Here is a 15,686-nt window from a genome sequence, read left to right on the forward strand (position 1 = left end):
GAACAAACTGCAATAAGCTCTTCAAATTAAATACCTCGTAAGGTGTATCACTAACTTATTTAACTATTCAATTTTTTTGTATATCGTTTTTTTAAAGATCTAAATAAAACCACAGCTATTAACAGAATAGGAATACCAATAAAAATAACTGAAAACCAAGCTGCTTTAGGCTCAAATTCTTGAAAAGATGCTATAAATGTTTGCGCCATAAATAAAAATAAAGCGTAACTTATAATCATTAAAATCCACTCATACCAAACTAATTTTAATTGAGAGCTTCTTAAAAGGTTCCTTATTATTACAGCTCCGCCACCCATTATAAATCCTACTAAAACATACCAAAACCAAATCCAACTAACTAATCCCATTTTTTTCTATTTTTAAATTTATGAACGTGACTTATCTAAACCATATAAAGGAATATCCATTGGATCTAAATCCCAAGGTGTTTCATTTAAATCTGGTTCTTCACCATAACCAAATACATCATCCATTTTTCTAATTGCTGAATTTAATGCAGGTGCTGATCCAATTGATAATTTAATTAAATCGTGAACTACAGCTTCGTCAAATTTTGTAAACGGACAAACGGTTTGGCAGCGACTACAATCTGGCTCACCACCCAACATATAACTATAACATTTTTTGGCATCCATATACCATCCTTTTATACCTTTGGCTTGATACGCTGCTCCACCACCCCAGAATGGCTCTTCTTCCATACTAATTGCGCCAGATGGACACATTTCTCCACATTTTTTACAAGTCTTACAAAATTCAGTAATTCCTGCGTCTATTGGTTTTGTTACTGCTAAAGGCAAGTCTGTAATAGTTATTAAAACAGTTCTAATATCAGTTCCATATTTTGGACTTACCAAAATACCTGCTCTACCATATTCTCCAAGTCCTGCCATTACTCCAAAACCTACTGAACGCCCTATAGACTCCGTATCTCCTCCATAAGCTTGGTATCCTAAACCTCTTAAAAATACACTCATTCTATTTCCATAAATATTAGCTCTAGAATAACTCATTGTATTACTTGAAGCCCAACTCATACGTTCTGAATATTGCTGCATCCATAATGATTGTGGTATTACAGAACATACTGCCCATAACTCTTTATTTGGTAAAACAAATTTGTTGTTTTCTGGTTCTGCATACCCTTTTTCTACGTCTTCAAATGTTATTTTACCCCACAATAATTTTTTTGTTTTTTCGTCTAATTTTACAAAACCCATGTCAGAAGCTCCCATAATTCTTCCTGCTGATCGTAACATTTTAGAATTTTCTTCTGGAGTGCCTTGATGTTTTTCAACACCATAATCTTCTGGTGTGTAAAACATTGTTGGGTGTTCCCACTTTGGATTTGCCTTAACATCTGCACCTGACCAAGGTGGAGCTAAATCAGCACCCGAACGGCCACCCCAACCCCAGCAGTTAGCATCTGCCAAAGCCCTATCTTTTAGTGATAGACCAGGAACATTATCTTGAACATTTTTCTTTGTAGATGCAATATTTCTATTATAAATATCCATATAATCTTGTGGATTTTCCCAAGACGCAGGATTAAACAATGTATTTTCTGGACCATGGAATATTTCCATATTCTCCCAATCAATTTTTACTGTAGGTTCATCAACTTCTTTAACCCAGAATGGTAATTTTCGTTCTGCTAAAGGAGATTCCATCATTTCATCAAGATCTTTAAACCCATCAGCTGCAAATCCTGCAAAACCTGCTGCACCCAATCCGAAAGCTCCTGCTCCCATACCTAGCTTTTTCATAAAATCTCTTCGACCTACTGTTGAATGATCTTTTTTATTTGCCATAATAAACTCTTTTTTAATTACTTACAACAAAATTAAACAGTAAAGAAGGAGTAGGTAAGAGACAGAATACGGATTTTATGGTACTTTTCAACAAAATGTTTTAGTTGAGGTATTAAATAAGTCTAAATATTAAAAACTACTTGGAATTATTTCATTCCTGAACTTTTTAAATCCTTTCATAAAATTTTAAAAATGTGATAACAAGTTTTTAAACAATAAAAGCTCGTTTTTTTGAGAATAATTCGGGTAAACAATTTTGATCTAATTCCTAATGAAGCTATATCTCTGTTTTTAAATTCTAGATGTTTTTTTAATTTTAACAAATTGATCTTTAATTCATCATAACTAATTAGCCAACGTCCAATAGATACCAATAGCCAAAGCAAATAATCCACCTGCTAAACGAAGTCCCTTAAAAAAAATCTCATTATACTCTTTTTTTGAAAAATCTGAAATTTGTCCAATTATTAGGGCAAAAGAAATCATAGCAATTAATGTTCCTATTGCAAAACCTAATATATATTTTAGTGAATCAAATTTAGATTCAAATCCTATTACGGGTAAAAATAATAAAAAGTGTGCAATTCCTGCCAAACCGTGAATAAACCCAACAGATGTTGAGGCAACAATTCCTTGTTTTAGTTTTGGATGTTTGTGGTTATTTAGTTGCTCGGAATTATATTGATGTTTGTGAATTACAGGATTATCTTCTGTATGAATATGAACGTGTTTATGTTTTTTATTTTCTTTAAAAATTTTAAAAAGTATCCAAGAACCTAAACCAATTAATACTATTCCAACAAACTGTTCGCTGTGTTTTGATATTTCTTCAATAGGAATTAAATTTTTAAATAATAAAAACAAAACACTAATTGAAAGCATTCCTAATAAATGGCCTATACCCCAAAATAATCCTACTTTCCATGCTTTTTTCTTACTTTCAATAGCAAACGGTGTAACTGCAGCTAGATGATCTGGTCCTGATAATACGTGTAAAATTGCGGCTATAATTCCTGCGAATAAAGGAAAAGTTAGTTCCATAATTTTAGTTTTAAGTAAATGTAATAAATTATTTAAGTGAAAATTTATATTGTGACTTTTTTAATTTAATAGTGTCAAAAGTATTAGTTAAAACCTTTATTATTATGGATTTAGACACTTATTTTAAAAGAATATTGTTATTTTTAGTTTTATTTGCCGTTTTGGTAAGTTATCCAACTTTTTTCTTGTTTGGGTCATTTTTAAAATAAAAATAGTATAAAATGTATACTATTCGCATTCAACGTTAAGTTAATTGAGTTGAATTCTATTCGAATTTGATAAAAAGGTATATTTTAAAACCAAAAAAACTCTTGAAAATCAAACGATTAACAAGAGTTTTAGTACTCGAGATGGGACTTGAACCCATACGGCCATTACTGACCACTGGATTTTAAGTCCAGCGTGTCTACCAATTCCACCACTCGAGCATTGGTATTTTGTATATTGTAGAGCGAAAGACGGGATTTGAACCCGCGACCCTCACCTTGGCAAGGTGATGCTCTACCCCTGAGCTACTTTCGCAGTCATATTTTAAAGATCGTGCATTTGTTTATTTCCAAATGCGAGTGCAAATTTAAAATATTATTATTAACAACAAAGCATTTTTGTAAAATTATTTCAATTATTTTTTAAACTCTTCAAACTAAAGGTTGTAAATAACCAATAAAAAAATATATTTGCAGAAATATAAACGGAATAAATGCAAGTTTCATCTAATCCAGTACAACATAAAGTAACTTTTTCTGGGGTATTTTCAGATTTTAAACAACTAACTAAAGTTGGTTTATCTTTAAGTGTTGTATTTTCTTCGTTAGCAGGTTATTTATTAGGAACTTCCGAAATAAATTATGGCACATTATTTATGTTAGCTATTGGTGGTTACTTAATGGTAGGTGCTTCAAATGCTTTTAATCAAATAATTGAAAAGGATACAGATGCGTTAATGACGCGTACAAAAAATCGTCCATTACCAGCAAAACGTATGCATGTATCAATGGCTTTGGTTATTGCAATTTCGTTTACGGTATTGGGATTAGCTATTCTATATGCAATTAACCCTAAAAGTGCATTGTTTGGTGCAATTTCAATATTTTTATATACAAGCATATACACGCCTTTAAAATCAGTAACACCATTGGCTGTATTTGTTGGAGCAATTCCTGGAGCAATTCCTTTTATGTTAGGTTGGGTTGCAGCTACTAATGATTTCTCTATAGAACCTGGGATGTTATTTTTAATTCAGTTCTTTTGGCAATTTCCGCATTTTTGGGCAATTGCGTGGTTACAATACGATGAGTATAAAAAGGCAGGTTTTAATTTAATGCCAATGGGACAAAAAAATAAAAAAGCAGTTATACAAATTATAATTTATACAGTTTGTTTAATCATAGTTTCAATTATTCCAGTTTTAAAAATCACTGGTAGTTTCTATATATATCCTATTACTGCGGTAATTTTGGTTTTATTAGGAAGTGTAATGTTGTATTATGCTGTAAAACTATACAAACATCAATCAAATAAAGAGGCAAGGCAATTAATGCTGTCTAGTGTTTTGTATATCACATTAATTCAAGTAATTTACGTTGTAGATAAATTTTTACATTAAAATGAATAATTCTTTAGAAAACGAATACAAACAGGCAAAAAGAAAATCAGCAAAACCAATGTTATGGGTTTCTATGATTAGTATGACTATGATGTTTGCTGGTTTAACAAGTGCATATGTAGTGAGTAGAAAACGTTACGATTGGGTTTCGTTTGATTTACCCTCTGCATTTTATACAAGTACAATTTTAATAGTTTTAAGTAGCATTACTTTTATTTTAGCAAGAAGGTTTTTAAAGAAAGATGATAGAATGTTAACTTCAGTATTTCTTATTTCAACTTTGCTGTTAGGTATAGGATTTATGTATTATCAGTTTCTTGGTTTTTCAGAATTAATGGAAACAGGATTGTATTTTACAGGTGAACAAAGCACCGTAAAATCATCATTTATTTTTGGAATAACCGGAGCACATTTAGTACATATTGCAGCTGGAATTATTGTTCTTTTAGTAGTTATTTTTAATCACTTCAATAAACAATATTCTTCTAAAAACATGTTAGGTCTAGAGTTAGGAGCTATATTCTGGCACTTTGTTGATATCCTATGGATTTACCTATTTTTCTTTTTCTATTTTATTAGATAAGAAAAATTTATATATATTTGGCGTAACTATAACTAAAAAAATCAAATTTAAACTTTATGGAAGCAACTATTGCTACTAAAGCTAATGGTACTCCTTGGGGCGGTGGAAAAAATAAACCACTAGGTGCAAGCTATGGAAAAATGATGATGTGGTTCTTCATTTTATCTGATGCACTTACGTTCTCGGGATTTTTAGCAGCTTACGGACTAATGCGTTTTAAATTTATTGATTCTTGGCCAATTGCCGATGAGGTATTTACGCACTTTCCATTTTTACACGATGTACATGCACCAATGTATTATGTGGCATTAATGACCTTTATTTTAATTTTTTCATCAGTAACAATGGTGTTAGCAGTTGATGCGGGTCATCAAATGAAAAAGAAAAAAGTTACATTTTATATGTTTCTTACTATTATTGGTGGTTTAATTTTCTTGAGTTCTCAAGCTTGGGAATGGAAAAACTTCATCAATGGATCTTATGGAGCTGTTCAGCTAAATGATGGAAAAATAATACAATTTGTAGATGCATCTGGTCATCAGGTAACTTTAGAAAGTTTTGCAGCGTCATCCCATTCAGAAAGAATTCAGCACACAAAAGATAAAGGTATTTGGTTTAAGAAAGAAGCATCTTTACCTCCTGTTTCATTAACACAAGTACTAGAAGGTTTTAAAGCAAATTCAGAGATTTCAATTAGAACAGAAAAAATAGATTTAGCAACAAAGCAAAAAACAATTATTCCAAGAGCCGATGCAATGGCTTATTTAAGCAATGCTAAAGCTGTAGTTAAAGGCGCTAACCTTAAAGTAAACGAATATGGGAAATCGTTATTTGCCGATTTCTTTTTCTTTATAACAGGTTTTCATGGTTTTCACGTACTTTCAGGAGTAGTGATTAATATTATTATATTTTTTAACGTACTTATTGGTACGTATGAGCGCAGAGGACATTACGAAATGGTGGAAAAAGTTGGATTGTATTGGCACTTTGTAGATTTAGTTTGGGTATTTGTATTCACATTCTTCTACCTAGTTTAATTTAAAAAAGTATTAAAATGGCACACGCGCAAGAACATACATCACATACAGCTCTAATCTGGAAAGTTTTTGGAATACTATCGTTTATTACTATAGTTGAAGTAGCTTTAGGAATTTGGAAACCAGACTTTTTACACCTAACAAATTTTTTAGGAACAAGTATTCTAAATATTTTATTTCTTGTTTTAACATTAGTAAAAGCATATTATATTACTTGGTTTTTTATGCACATGGCAGACGAGAAAAAAAACTTGCGAAGAGCAGTAGTTTGGACGGCGGTTTTTCTAATTGCATACCTTGGTACGCTAATGTTAATAGAAGGTAGCTATATAAACGATGTTTTAGGTCCGCTGACTAAATGGTAAAAACTTTAAAATTTTTTATGAAAGGTGGTTTTTAACCACCTTTTTTTATGTTAAATTTGTTGCAATGAAGAAATTTTGGGTACTATTTAGCTTATTTGTTTTACCATTGGTGTTTTATATTTTCCTTTCAAAAGGAATTTATAAATACTCAAACCTGCCTATATTAACGGAAAATGTTAAAACTTTAGATGAAGATTCAGTTTCATTTTCTGAAAATTTGAGTATTGTTTGTTTTTTAGGAAGTGATATAAAAGAAGGAAAGGCAAGTTTATTCAATTTAAATCAAACTATTTATAAACGTTACAATCAAAAACCATTATTTCAGGCAATAGCTATTTTACCTGAAGGAACAGAGGAAGATTATAAAATGGTTGTTGAAGAACTCTCTGCATTTACAAATATTGATAAATGGAGTTTTATATATAAAAATAATGATGAAATAAAAAACTTGTATACTAGTTTAGAATCACCTTTTGAATTAAATGAAAATTTATTTTCGCAATATGCTTTTATTATAGATATGGAATCTAGATTAAGAGGAAGAAAAGATGATGAAGATGTTGAAGGAGGAAAGCTATATGGTTATAATATGCGTTCTGTTTCAGAGTTAAAAAATAAAATGAAAGATGACATTGATATAATTTATTATCAATTAAAAAAATCTGCTGAAAAAGAAGCTAGAAGAAAACGAGAAATCTAATTGAAATGAAAAAATATTCATATGTTGGTGTTGCTTTTATAATTTTAATTTTTGGAATTTATGCAGTTCCTAAAATTGTAAATAAATTTAAAACACCTGAATTAGTAACTATAGGAAAAGCACCTGAATTTAAATTTACAAACCAAGATGGTGAGCAGGTTTCAAATTCATTTTACACTAATAAAGTGTACGTAGTAGAATTTTTCTTTACAACTTGTCCAACTATTTGCCCTATTATGAATGAAAATATGGTGAAAATACAAGATGAGTTTTATGGAAATTTAGATTTTGGAATTGCTTCATTCAGTATAAATCCAGAATACGATTCTCCAGAGATTTTAAAAGCGTATGCAAAATCTCATGGAGCAACATTAAAAAATTGGCATTTTTTAACAGGAAATAAAGAGAAAATTTACGAATTAGCAAACAAAGGTTTTGCGTTATACGCTGGTGAAAATGCTGAAGCTGAAGGTGGTTTTGAACACTCAGGAATGTTTGCTTTGGTAGATAAAAAAGGAAATATTAGATCTAGAAAAGACAATTTAGGAAATCCAATTGCATTTTACGATGGTTTAGATAACAAAACTGTTCAGCAACTAAAAGAAGATATTAAAACACTATTAAAAGAGTAATGGAAGCAAATTCAATTAAAAAATACAATAAGTGGATAGTTGCACTTTCTATTGCAATTCCATTAGCTGTAGCGATATTGTTTAGAGTAAAAATAGATTTAGAATTACCTGTGTTTTTACCGCCAATTTATGCTTCTATCAATGCAGTAACTGCTGTTTTGTTGGTTATTGCTGTTTGGGCTGTAAAAAATGGTAAACTTAAATTACATGAGCAATTAATAAAAGCCACGTTAGTATGTTCAGCCTTATTTTTAGTAATGTATGTATTGTACCACATGACTTCAAATTCTACAGCTTATGAAGGGGATGGAATATTAAAGTGGGTGTATTATTTTATTTTGATAACACACATAATTTTATCTGTTGCAGTAATTCCTTTTGTGCTAATTACTTTTGTTAGAGGAATTACAAATCAGGTAGAAAAGCATAAAAAAATTGCTAAAATTACATTTCCATTATGGCTATATGTAGCTGTTAGTGGAGTAGTTGTTTACTTAATGATTTCACCATACTATTAATGAAAAAGACACTTTTTATAGTATTATTTTTTAGCTTTCATTTTTTGAATGCTCAATGTGCTATGTGTAAAGCTGTGGTTGAAAGTGGTAATCTAGAAGAAGCAGAAGGTTTAAATACGGGCATTATGTATTTAATGGTTTTTCCTTACATTTTGGTTGGTGCTTTGTTGTACTTCATTATAAAATATAGAAGAAAAAATAAAATTTAACATTTCTATAATAGACATAAAGTGTAACAAATAATACTTTTAGTCGTCATATAGCAGATTAAAAGAAGTAAAAAGCTTTTTTAAAAGTTAAAACAATTACAAAATAAATTCAACTACTACCAAGATGAGAATTAAAGTTGTTATCCTATTAGCGTTTATATTTACAACCTTATTAAACGCACAAGAAAAGAAATGGAACTTACGAGAATGTGTAGATTATGCGTTAGAAAATAATATTACCGTTAAGCAAAACCAACTCAATGTTGCTTTAAGCGAAGAGAATGTAATAAGTTCCAAAGGTAATTTTTTACCAAATTTAAGTGGTTCAACAACTGGGAGTTTAAATTTTGGGTCAGGTTTTGATCCAGTTACACAAGATAGAGTTTCAACAAGTACTTATGGAGGTTCTTTTGGATTAAGTTCTGGAATAACTGTTTTTGATGGTTATAGTAATCTAAATTCATACAAGCAGGCACAATTAGGAGTTGAGGGAAGTAAGTTAGATTTAGAAAAAATTAAAGATGATATTTCATTGTATGTAGTTAATACCTATTTAAATGTATTGTTTGCAAAAGAAAACTTGAATGTTGCAAAAGTTCAACTTGAAATAAGTGAAAAACAAATTGAAAGAGCAAATGCACAATTTGAAGCAGGAGTAAAGCCTAAAGGTGACTTATTAAATGCGCAATCAACTGCAGCTGCAGATGAACAAGCAGTAATTTCTTATGAAAACACATTAAATTTAGCATTGTTAGATTTGGCTCAATTGTTACAAATTAGTCCAGAAGGATTTGATATTGAAACTATTGAAATTGAGAATCCAGGAATTGCTATGTTATATAGTGACCCTACTATAGTTTATGAAAAAGCATTAGAGAATAGACCAGAAATTGAAAAAGCAGCATTAGGTATAGAATCTGCAGCATTAGATATTGAAATAGCAAAAGCTGGATTTTTACCAACAGTTTCTTTAGGAGCAAGTGCTAGTTCAGGTTATGGTTATGATTTAAAAGATAATCAATTTCATAGCCCATTTTTTACACAATTAGATGATAATTTAGGTTATGGAGTTAGCTTTAGCGTAAGTATTCCAATTTTTAGTAGAGGGCAAATAAAATCGTATGTAAATACCCAAAAAATAAACTATGAAAAATCTGCATTTGCTTTAGAGAGTGCAAAGTTGGAATTACAACAAACTATTCAAAAAGCATATTACGATGCAAAAGCAGCAGCAAAAACTTATGAATCTGCAGATAAATCTTTAGTTGCGCAAAAAGAAGCTTTTAAAAATGCACAAGAAAGTTACAATTTAGGTGCTATGACTCAATTTGATTTCGACCAAGTTAGAAACCGTTTTGTAAATGCTGAAGGAGCTATTATTAGAGCAAAATACGATTATGTATTTAAAACTCAAGTATTAAAGTTCTACTACGGAGAATCTATAGTTATAGATTAATATTTCTAAAAATAAAAATTATAAAAGCGCTTAATCGAAAGGTTGAGCGCTTTTGTTTTATTAAAATAATGAATTAATTATCTTTGCAATCAAAATTTAATAACATTGGCTTTAATTTTAAATATAGAAACAGCTACCAAAAATTGTTCTGTTTGTCTTGCAGAAGAAGGAAAAATATTAGCATTAAAAGAATTTAATGAAGGTGGATATTCCCATGCTGAAAAACTTCATCAATTTATAAATGATGTTATAAAAGAATCTGGAAAAGAGTTGTCAGAAATAAAGGCTGTAGCGGTAAGTAAAGGTCCAGGATCTTATACGGGCTTACGAATTGGAGTTTCTGCCGCTAAAGGCTTATGTTTTGCTTTAGAGGTTCCTTTAATTTCAATAAATACACTAATATCTTTAGCAGATTCAATTTCTATTGCAAATGGGTTTAAAGTTGCATTGCTAGATGCAAGAAGAATGGAAGTCTATAGTCAAGTATTAAATTATAATAATGAAATTTTAGAGGAAGTTAAAGCTGAAATTATTGATAAAAACTCTTTTGAAAAATATTTAACTAAAGGTGAGGTTACTTTTTTAGGTGATGGTGCGGAAAAATGTAAGGCTGTTATTCAACATTTAAATGCTAAATTTATTGATAATAAATTTCCTTCTGCAAAAGAAATGGCTTTATTATCATATAATAAATACAAAAAAAACGACATCGAAGATGTCGCTTATTTTGAACCTTTTTATTTAAAAGATTTTGTAGTTGTAAAATCTAAAAAATAGATTATTTTTTTATCTCAACTTGGTGTGGGTAAGGTATTTCAATACCTTCTTTATCTAATGCTAATTTAACTTCTTCAGTAATACCAAAGTAAACTGCCCAATAATTTTCTGGTGTTGCCCAAGGTCTAACGGCAAAATTAACAGAACTATCAGCTAATTCAGATACGTTAACAGTAGGTGCAGGATCTTTTAAAACATTTGGATTGTTTTTTAAAACATTCATAAAAACTTCTTTTGCTTTTTTAATGTTTTCATCATAACCAATTCCAAAAGTTAAATCAACACGTAATTTACCTTCTTCAGTATAATTTTTAATATTTCCATTGGAAAGAGTTCCGTTTGGAATAATTACTAATTTATTACCTGGAGATACTATTTTTGTTACAAATATTTGAATTTCTTTTACAACTCCAATTTCTCCTTGTGCTTCAATTAAATCACCAACTTTAAACGGTTTAAAAATCATTATTAAAGCTCCACCAGCAAAATTAGCTAATGATCCTTGTAATGCTAATCCAATAGCTAAACTAGCAGCACCAATAATAGCTACAAATGATGTTGTTTCAACTCCAGCTTGTGAAATGGCAGTGATAAAAACTAGTATTTTTAAAACCCAGCCTAATAAATCACCTAAAAATTTTTGAAGTGTTTCATCAACACCTCTTTTGTTCATAATTTTTCTAGAAACTTTGACTATTATATTTGCTATCCATAGTCCAATTAAAAGAATTAAAATTGCTACAATTACGTTTATTGAGTTTTTAGCGATAAAATCTAAAGCTAAATCTAAATATTTTTGAAAATCCATAGTTTTATTATTTAATTAAGTGAACAAAGTTAAAATTATTCCTAAAATAGCAGGAATAGATTGAATGAAAAATATTTTATTTTTTTTGGTAGTGTATGCGCCATAAATTCCTGCAATTGTTACACAGCATAAGAAAAAGAGTGCTATACTTTTTATATTTGAAGTATTTATTAAAGACCAAATTAAACCAGCAGCTAAAAAACCATTGTAAAGCCCTTGGTTTTTTGCTAATGTTTTTGAGATTTTTGCATCTTCTAATTTAAATCCAAAAGCTTTTAAACCTCTAGGTTTGTCCCAATAGAACATTTCTAAAATCATAAAGTAGATATGTAGTAATGCTACAAAAGCAATTATAAATAGTTGTAAATATTTCATTAGAATTTAATCTTAATTTTTTTTAGAGTGTTTTGAACATTTTCTTCAGGTAAATTACAAGCTCCTTCAATACACGTGTAAATTAATGTTTTTTTGTTTTGAAATCTATTTTGAAGAATTGGCAAGGTACTCTCTTTAACACTTCCTGCAATTATTGCATTTGGTATATATTTTTTATGAAGTTGTTTTGAAAGTTCAATCGCATCTTCTCCAACAATAGCAATTTCATAATAATTACTAGAAAAATTACAAGCCAAATTTAACCAATTAGAATACCATAAACCATTAGCAATACTTTTAGTTATTACGTTTGAAAGCATTTGTGTACTTACTTTTTTATAATAAGTATTGGAATAATAATTACTTAATTTAAATAGGTTGTTTGCCATTATAGAATTTGAGGATGATATAACATTGTCTTCAATTTCCATTTTTCGAGTAATTAAAGCTGTATCTATGTTTGATGTAAAATAGAACATTGATTTATCTGTATCAAAGAAATGATCAAAAGTATAATCTGTAAGTTGTTTTGCGGTATTTAGCCAAATAGAATTAAAAGTAACTTCATACAATGTAATAAATGCATCAATTACGGTTGCGTAATCTTCTAAATAGCCATTAATAGTACTTTTATTATTTTTAAAATTATGATTTAAATTTCCTTCAGGTTGCAGTTGTTTTGTATAAATAAATTTTGCGTTTTTAAGTGCAATTTCTAAAAATTTAGGTTCGCTAAAAGCTTTATAAGCATCAATATAACCTTTTAACATTAAGGCATTCCATGAAGTTAAGCTTTTATCGTCTAGTCTTGGTTTTGATCTATTTTGTTGTATTTTTTTAAGTTTATTTTTCCAATCAACAACTTTTATTTCTAATTCATTTAATGAAATTGAATTAGTTTTTGAAAACTCTTCATCGGTTTCTTTCCGTATTAAAACGTAATTTCCCTTTTCCCAAAAACCGTAATTATTAATATTGTAATATTTAGAAAATAATGGGTAATCTTCTTTTAAAATTTCTTGTAATTCTAATGAATTCCATACATAATATGCACCTTCTTCTAGTTCATTATTTCTATCTAAACTATCAGCATCTAAACTAGAGTAAAAAGCGCCTACAGTGGTTAAAAATTCTTCTTCAATAAATTGAAGTGTTTCATAAACTGCTTGTTTGTATAAGGGATTTTGAGTTGCTCTAAAGGCTTCGGAATATAGGCTAACTAATTGCCCATTATCATAAAGCATTTTTTCAAAATGTGGAACATGCCATTTTTTATCTACAGAATACCTAGAAAAACCACCGTTTATTTGGTCATTAATTCCACCTAAAGCCATTTTTGTAAGTGTTGTATTTACAAAATCTAACAATTTAGTATCTTCAGCTTGTATGGCAAACCTCAATAAGTATAAATAATTATTTGGGTTTGGAAATTTAGGAGCTCCAAGTTTTCCACCTAACTCTATATCCATGTATGGTTCCCAATTGTAGATAGAGTTTTTTAAATCTTTTATGTTGAATTTTTTATTTTGAGTGTTAACGTTAATTAAACTCGATTTTTGAATTCCTTCTGTAAGTTTGTTAGCGTAATCTAGTAATTCTTCAGGCTTTTCTTTATTTAATTCAACAATTTTTAAAAGTGTATTTTTCCAACGTTCTTTAGGTAAATAAGTTGCTCCCCAAAATGGTTTTCCATTAGGTAACGCAATGCAGTTTAGAGGCCAACCTCCACTTCCTGTTAATAATTGAAGCGCGCTCATATAAATTTGATCAATATCGGGTCGTTCTTCACGATCAACTTTAATATTAATAAAATTTTGATTCATAATTGCAGCAACACTTTCGTCTTCAAAACATTCGTGTTCCATTACATGGCACCAATGGCAAGAAGAATACCCGATTGAAATTAAGATTAATTTATTTTCATTTTTAGCTAATTCAAGCGCTTTTTTATTCCAAGCGTACCAATTTACAGGGTTATTTGCATGCTGTAAAAGATATGGGCTTGTTTCGTTAATTAAGCTGTTTGTGTATTTAAAAGCCATGGCATTTTTGTATTTAAAGTCTATTAAATTTAATTATTTGCTAAAAAAGAAAAGCGCTAGAAAGCGCTTTAATTATTATTTTGAATGATAGGTTATTTTACTTCAAAAGTGATTTTTAGATTTACTCTAAATTCTTCAACTTTATTGTCGTTTACCACTACACTTTGAGATTGTACAAAGGCAGATTTAATGTTTTTAACACTTTTACTAGCTTGTGAAATTGCTTTTTTTGTAGCTTCTTCCCAACTTTTGTCAGAATTAGCCATTACTTCAATAACTTTCATAATTGCCATAACATAATTATTTTAAATTAATAAACTTAAATATACGAAAATTTACAACTCTATGATATTTATCACATGTTAAAGATTAGTGAAATAAATTTAATCAATATAAAATCAGTGGTTTATAGTTTTTTTTATTAACGATAACGTTTTTTTAATATATCGTAAAAAATAAAATTCAGGTTAGTTAAGTTGTCTAAATTTGTGGTTTATTAAAGGATACATTTAGTTTGAAATTTTTTAGAATGAAAAAAAGTTTACTCATTCTACTATTGATTTTTTCAATTAGTAAAATGAATGCACAAGAAGTCGAGGTTTTGGAAGATTCTGGTGCTTGGTTAACGTTTAGTAATAAATTTATTATTACCGATAATTTTTATGTTGCACATTTGTTTCAACAAAGAAGAGTTGATTTTCTAAAGAAAACACAATCGTTTTTAACAGCTCCAAGCATAAATTATAAACTAACACCAAATTTAACAGTTGGAATTGGTTATATGTTATATAGATATTTTCCAAATGGTAAGTTACAAGCAGCTATTAAAAGAGATGAAAATAGATTTTTTCAGCATTTAACATTATCCAATAAAGCTGGTAAATTTAGTTTAAATAATCGTTTAATGTTTGAAGAGCGAGAATTAGAATTAGTTAGTAATGGTGAAATTTCAGGAATTAAAAAGTATAACAGAATAAGATATCGTTTTCAGGTAACCACAAATTTATTTAAGTTGAAAAATGATAATTATATACTTGGAAAGTTATCTAACGAGATTAGAATTAAATTTGGTACTGGAATTACAAATCCAGATTTTGACCAAAATAATTTTGCTGCCTTAATTGGTTATAAGTTATTGAAAAATTCGAGTATTTGGGCTGGATATGGAAGGTATTATTTTAAAAAAGCCGATAAAACTTTTATATCGAGCAATTTATTGCATCTAACTCTAACTTATTATTTTGATTTAAGAAAAAAATAAAAGCTAATTATTATTAGTTTAATTCTATTTCTAAATCTTGTAAACCTTCGTACTGAAGTAGGTAATTATCGTTTGCGTATGGAGGACTTAATTTATCGTTTGGGTTTCCTAATCCAACACCCGCAAAAAGTACTTTAGAGTTCTGTTTTCGTGCGTGTTCTTTAAAAGTTTCCATCCAAATTACATCATATAATATTGGTTCTTCTGTTATTTGTGAAGCCTTTACAATTACAAAATATTGTTGGTTATTTTTATCAATACAAACAAATTGAGGATGTTTTTTTAACTGGCTATTTACAGCTAAAAACTCAAATCCTTTTTTTTCAAGTTCTTTACCAACTATATTCATTGCTAAATTATGTAATTCTTGAGGTGTTAATTTTCTATTCATACTTTACAAACATAAAAAAACCGATACATATGTATCGGTTTTTAAAACAAAAT

The 15,686-nt window shown here is 29.1% G+C and carries 19 protein-coding genes and 2 tRNA genes; 11 read left to right on the plus strand and 10 right to left on the minus strand.

All coding sequences use genetic code 11. The features are described 5' to 3' along the window. Positions 1 to 59: 59 nt before the first annotated feature. From R3X25_RS06205 to R3X25_RS06225, 5 genes are all read right to left on the minus strand, one after another. Entirely contained in the window at positions 60 to 368 is a 309-nt protein-coding gene (locus tag R3X25_RS06205; protein ID WP_317672924.1) for a hypothetical protein, read from the minus strand. Between the two features lie 18 nt (positions 369 to 386). Further along, positions 387 to 1,832 (minus strand): reductive dehalogenase, encoded by a 1,446-nt coding sequence (locus R3X25_RS06210; protein ID WP_317672926.1) that lies wholly within the window; start codon positions 1,830 to 1,832, stop codon positions 387 to 389. A gap of 345 nt (positions 1,833 to 2,177) precedes the next feature. Continuing rightward, positions 2,178 to 2,873 (minus strand): sulfite exporter TauE/SafE family protein, encoded by a 696-nt coding sequence (locus R3X25_RS06215; protein WP_317672928.1) that lies wholly within the window; start codon positions 2,871 to 2,873, stop codon positions 2,178 to 2,180. A gap of 342 nt (positions 2,874 to 3,215) precedes the next feature. Beyond that, a tRNA-Leu gene (locus R3X25_RS06220) sits at positions 3,216 to 3,301 on the minus strand. A 22-nt stretch (positions 3,302 to 3,323) separates the two neighbouring features. Then, a tRNA-Gly gene (locus R3X25_RS06225) sits at positions 3,324 to 3,395 on the minus strand. 178 nt (positions 3,396 to 3,573) lie between these two features. On the opposite strand from R3X25_RS06225, the gene cyoE reads away from it, so the two are divergent. The 10 genes from cyoE to tsaB all read left to right on the plus strand — a co-directional run bounded on the left by cyoE (position 3,574) and on the right by tsaB (position 10,756). Further along, the gene (gene cyoE / locus R3X25_RS06230) at positions 3,574 to 4,479 is read left to right on the plus strand and encodes a heme o synthase (RefSeq protein WP_317672930.1); all 906 of its coding nucleotides are present in this window, start codon (positions 3,574 to 3,576) and stop codon (positions 4,477 to 4,479) included. 1 nt (position 4,480) lies between these two features. Next, positions 4,481 to 5,062: a cytochrome c oxidase subunit 3 gene (locus R3X25_RS06235; RefSeq protein WP_317672932.1), complete on the plus strand. Its 582-nt coding sequence runs from the start codon at positions 4,481 to 4,483 to the stop codon at positions 5,060 to 5,062. 56 nt (positions 5,063 to 5,118) lie between these two features. Then, positions 5,119 to 6,099 carry a cytochrome c oxidase subunit 3 gene (locus R3X25_RS06240; RefSeq protein ID WP_317672934.1) on the plus strand — a complete coding sequence of 327 codons (981 nt, stop codon included), beginning with the start codon at positions 5,119 to 5,121 and terminating at the stop codon, positions 6,097 to 6,099. A 17-nt stretch (positions 6,100 to 6,116) separates the two neighbouring features. Then, on the plus strand, positions 6,117 to 6,464 hold the full coding sequence (locus R3X25_RS06245; RefSeq protein WP_317672936.1) for a cytochrome C oxidase subunit IV family protein: 348 nt from the start codon (positions 6,117 to 6,119) through the stop codon (positions 6,462 to 6,464). 64 nt (positions 6,465 to 6,528) lie between these two features. After that, on the plus strand, positions 6,529 to 7,164 hold the full coding sequence (locus tag R3X25_RS06250) for a hypothetical protein (protein WP_317672939.1): 636 nt from the start codon (positions 6,529 to 6,531) through the stop codon (positions 7,162 to 7,164). Positions 7,165 to 7,169: 5 nt separating this feature from the next. Beyond that, positions 7,170 to 7,796, plus strand: a complete 627-nt coding sequence (locus R3X25_RS06255) for an SCO family protein (protein WP_317672940.1) — start codon at positions 7,170 to 7,172, stop codon at positions 7,794 to 7,796. Continuing rightward, positions 7,796 to 8,314 (plus strand): DUF420 domain-containing protein, encoded by a 519-nt coding sequence (locus tag R3X25_RS06260; RefSeq protein ID WP_317672942.1) that lies wholly within the window; start codon positions 7,796 to 7,798, stop codon positions 8,312 to 8,314. The genes R3X25_RS06255 and R3X25_RS06260 overlap by 1 nt, the downstream gene beginning before the upstream one ends. Beyond that, positions 8,314 to 8,523: a hypothetical protein gene (locus R3X25_RS06265; RefSeq protein WP_317672944.1), complete on the plus strand. Its 210-nt coding sequence runs from the start codon at positions 8,314 to 8,316 to the stop codon at positions 8,521 to 8,523. Before R3X25_RS06260 ends, R3X25_RS06265 begins: the two co-directional genes overlap by 1 nt. Before the next feature lie 124 nt (positions 8,524 to 8,647). Then, positions 8,648 to 9,979, plus strand: coding sequence for a TolC family protein (locus R3X25_RS06270; RefSeq protein ID WP_317672946.1), 1,332 nt, complete (start codon positions 8,648 to 8,650; stop codon positions 9,977 to 9,979). 105 nt (positions 9,980 to 10,084) lie between these two features. Continuing rightward, positions 10,085 to 10,756: a tRNA (adenosine(37)-N6)-threonylcarbamoyltransferase complex dimerization subunit type 1 TsaB gene (gene tsaB / locus R3X25_RS06275; RefSeq protein WP_317672948.1), complete on the plus strand. Its 672-nt coding sequence runs from the start codon at positions 10,085 to 10,087 to the stop codon at positions 10,754 to 10,756. A gap of 1 nt (position 10,757) precedes the next feature. Here the strand turns inward: tsaB and R3X25_RS06280 are convergent, their stop codons facing one another. The 4 genes from R3X25_RS06280 to R3X25_RS06295 form a co-directional block, all read right to left on the minus strand. Then, positions 10,758 to 11,564, minus strand: a complete 807-nt coding sequence (locus R3X25_RS06280; protein WP_317672950.1) for a mechanosensitive ion channel family protein — start codon at positions 11,562 to 11,564, stop codon at positions 10,758 to 10,760. Between the two features lie 15 nt (positions 11,565 to 11,579). Next, on the minus strand, positions 11,580 to 11,939 hold the full coding sequence (locus R3X25_RS06285) for a DUF1304 domain-containing protein (RefSeq protein WP_317672952.1): 360 nt from the start codon (positions 11,937 to 11,939) through the stop codon (positions 11,580 to 11,582). Then, positions 11,939 to 13,981 (minus strand): thioredoxin domain-containing protein, encoded by a 2,043-nt coding sequence (locus R3X25_RS06290; protein ID WP_317672954.1) that lies wholly within the window; start codon positions 13,979 to 13,981, stop codon positions 11,939 to 11,941. Before R3X25_RS06290 ends, R3X25_RS06285 begins: the two co-directional genes overlap by 1 nt. 92 nt (positions 13,982 to 14,073) lie before the next feature. Continuing rightward, positions 14,074 to 14,274, minus strand: a complete 201-nt coding sequence (locus R3X25_RS06295; RefSeq protein ID WP_317672956.1) for a dodecin family protein — start codon at positions 14,272 to 14,274, stop codon at positions 14,074 to 14,076. A 236-nt stretch (positions 14,275 to 14,510) separates the two neighbouring features. Between R3X25_RS06295 and R3X25_RS06300 the strand changes: the two genes are divergently transcribed. Beyond that, positions 14,511 to 15,242: a DUF2490 domain-containing protein gene (locus R3X25_RS06300; RefSeq protein WP_317672958.1), complete on the plus strand. Its 732-nt coding sequence runs from the start codon at positions 14,511 to 14,513 to the stop codon at positions 15,240 to 15,242. A 13-nt stretch (positions 15,243 to 15,255) separates the two neighbouring features. On the opposite strand, the gene R3X25_RS06305 is transcribed toward R3X25_RS06300, so the two are convergent. Continuing rightward, complete coding sequence (locus R3X25_RS06305) at positions 15,256 to 15,633, minus strand: Na(+)-translocating NADH-quinone reductase subunit F (protein ID WP_317672960.1); 378 nt, start codon at positions 15,631 to 15,633, stop codon at positions 15,256 to 15,258. Between the last annotated feature and the right edge of the window lie 53 nt (positions 15,634 to 15,686).

It is taken from the genome of Lutibacter sp. TH_r2, assembly GCF_033101135.1.
Taxonomy (GTDB): Bacteria; Bacteroidota; Bacteroidia; order Flavobacteriales; family Flavobacteriaceae; genus Lutibacter.

Excerpts from the sequence above, each read along its gene's own strand:
- R3X25_RS06205 (WP_317672924.1), bottom strand. The coding sequence starts at position 368 with ATGGGATTAGTTAGTTGGATTTGGTTTTGGTATGTTTTAGTAGGATTT.
- R3X25_RS06210 (WP_317672926.1), bottom strand. The coding sequence starts at position 1,832 with ATGGCAAATAAAAAAGATCATTCAACAGTAGGTCGAAGAGATTTTATG.
- R3X25_RS06215 (WP_317672928.1), bottom strand. The coding sequence starts at position 2,873 with ATGGAACTAACTTTTCCTTTATTCGCAGGAATTATAGCCGCAATTTTA.
- cyoE (WP_317672930.1), top strand. The coding sequence starts at position 3,574 with ATGCAAGTTTCATCTAATCCAGTACAACATAAAGTAACTTTTTCTGGG.
- R3X25_RS06235 (WP_317672932.1), top strand. The coding sequence starts at position 4,481 with ATGAATAATTCTTTAGAAAACGAATACAAACAGGCAAAAAGAAAATCA.
- R3X25_RS06240 (WP_317672934.1), top strand. The coding sequence starts at position 5,119 with ATGGAAGCAACTATTGCTACTAAAGCTAATGGTACTCCTTGGGGCGGT.
- R3X25_RS06245 (WP_317672936.1), top strand. The coding sequence starts at position 6,117 with ATGGCACACGCGCAAGAACATACATCACATACAGCTCTAATCTGGAAA.
- R3X25_RS06250 (WP_317672939.1), top strand. The coding sequence starts at position 6,529 with ATGAAGAAATTTTGGGTACTATTTAGCTTATTTGTTTTACCATTGGTG.
- R3X25_RS06255 (WP_317672940.1), top strand. The coding sequence starts at position 7,170 with ATGAAAAAATATTCATATGTTGGTGTTGCTTTTATAATTTTAATTTTT.
- R3X25_RS06260 (WP_317672942.1), top strand. The coding sequence starts at position 7,796 with ATGGAAGCAAATTCAATTAAAAAATACAATAAGTGGATAGTTGCACTT.
- R3X25_RS06265 (WP_317672944.1), top strand. The coding sequence starts at position 8,314 with ATGAAAAAGACACTTTTTATAGTATTATTTTTTAGCTTTCATTTTTTG.
- R3X25_RS06270 (WP_317672946.1), top strand. The coding sequence starts at position 8,648 with ATGAGAATTAAAGTTGTTATCCTATTAGCGTTTATATTTACAACCTTA.
- R3X25_RS06280 (WP_317672950.1), bottom strand. The coding sequence starts at position 11,564 with ATGGATTTTCAAAAATATTTAGATTTAGCTTTAGATTTTATCGCTAAA.
- R3X25_RS06285 (WP_317672952.1), bottom strand. The coding sequence starts at position 11,939 with ATGAAATATTTACAACTATTTATAATTGCTTTTGTAGCATTACTACAT.
- R3X25_RS06290 (WP_317672954.1), bottom strand. The coding sequence starts at position 13,981 with ATGGCTTTTAAATACACAAACAGCTTAATTAACGAAACAAGCCCATAT.
- R3X25_RS06295 (WP_317672956.1), bottom strand. The coding sequence starts at position 14,274 with ATGGCAATTATGAAAGTTATTGAAGTAATGGCTAATTCTGACAAAAGT.
- R3X25_RS06300 (WP_317672958.1), top strand. The coding sequence starts at position 14,511 with ATGAAAAAAAGTTTACTCATTCTACTATTGATTTTTTCAATTAGTAAA.
- R3X25_RS06305 (WP_317672960.1), bottom strand. The coding sequence starts at position 15,633 with ATGAATAGAAAATTAACACCTCAAGAATTACATAATTTAGCAATGAAT.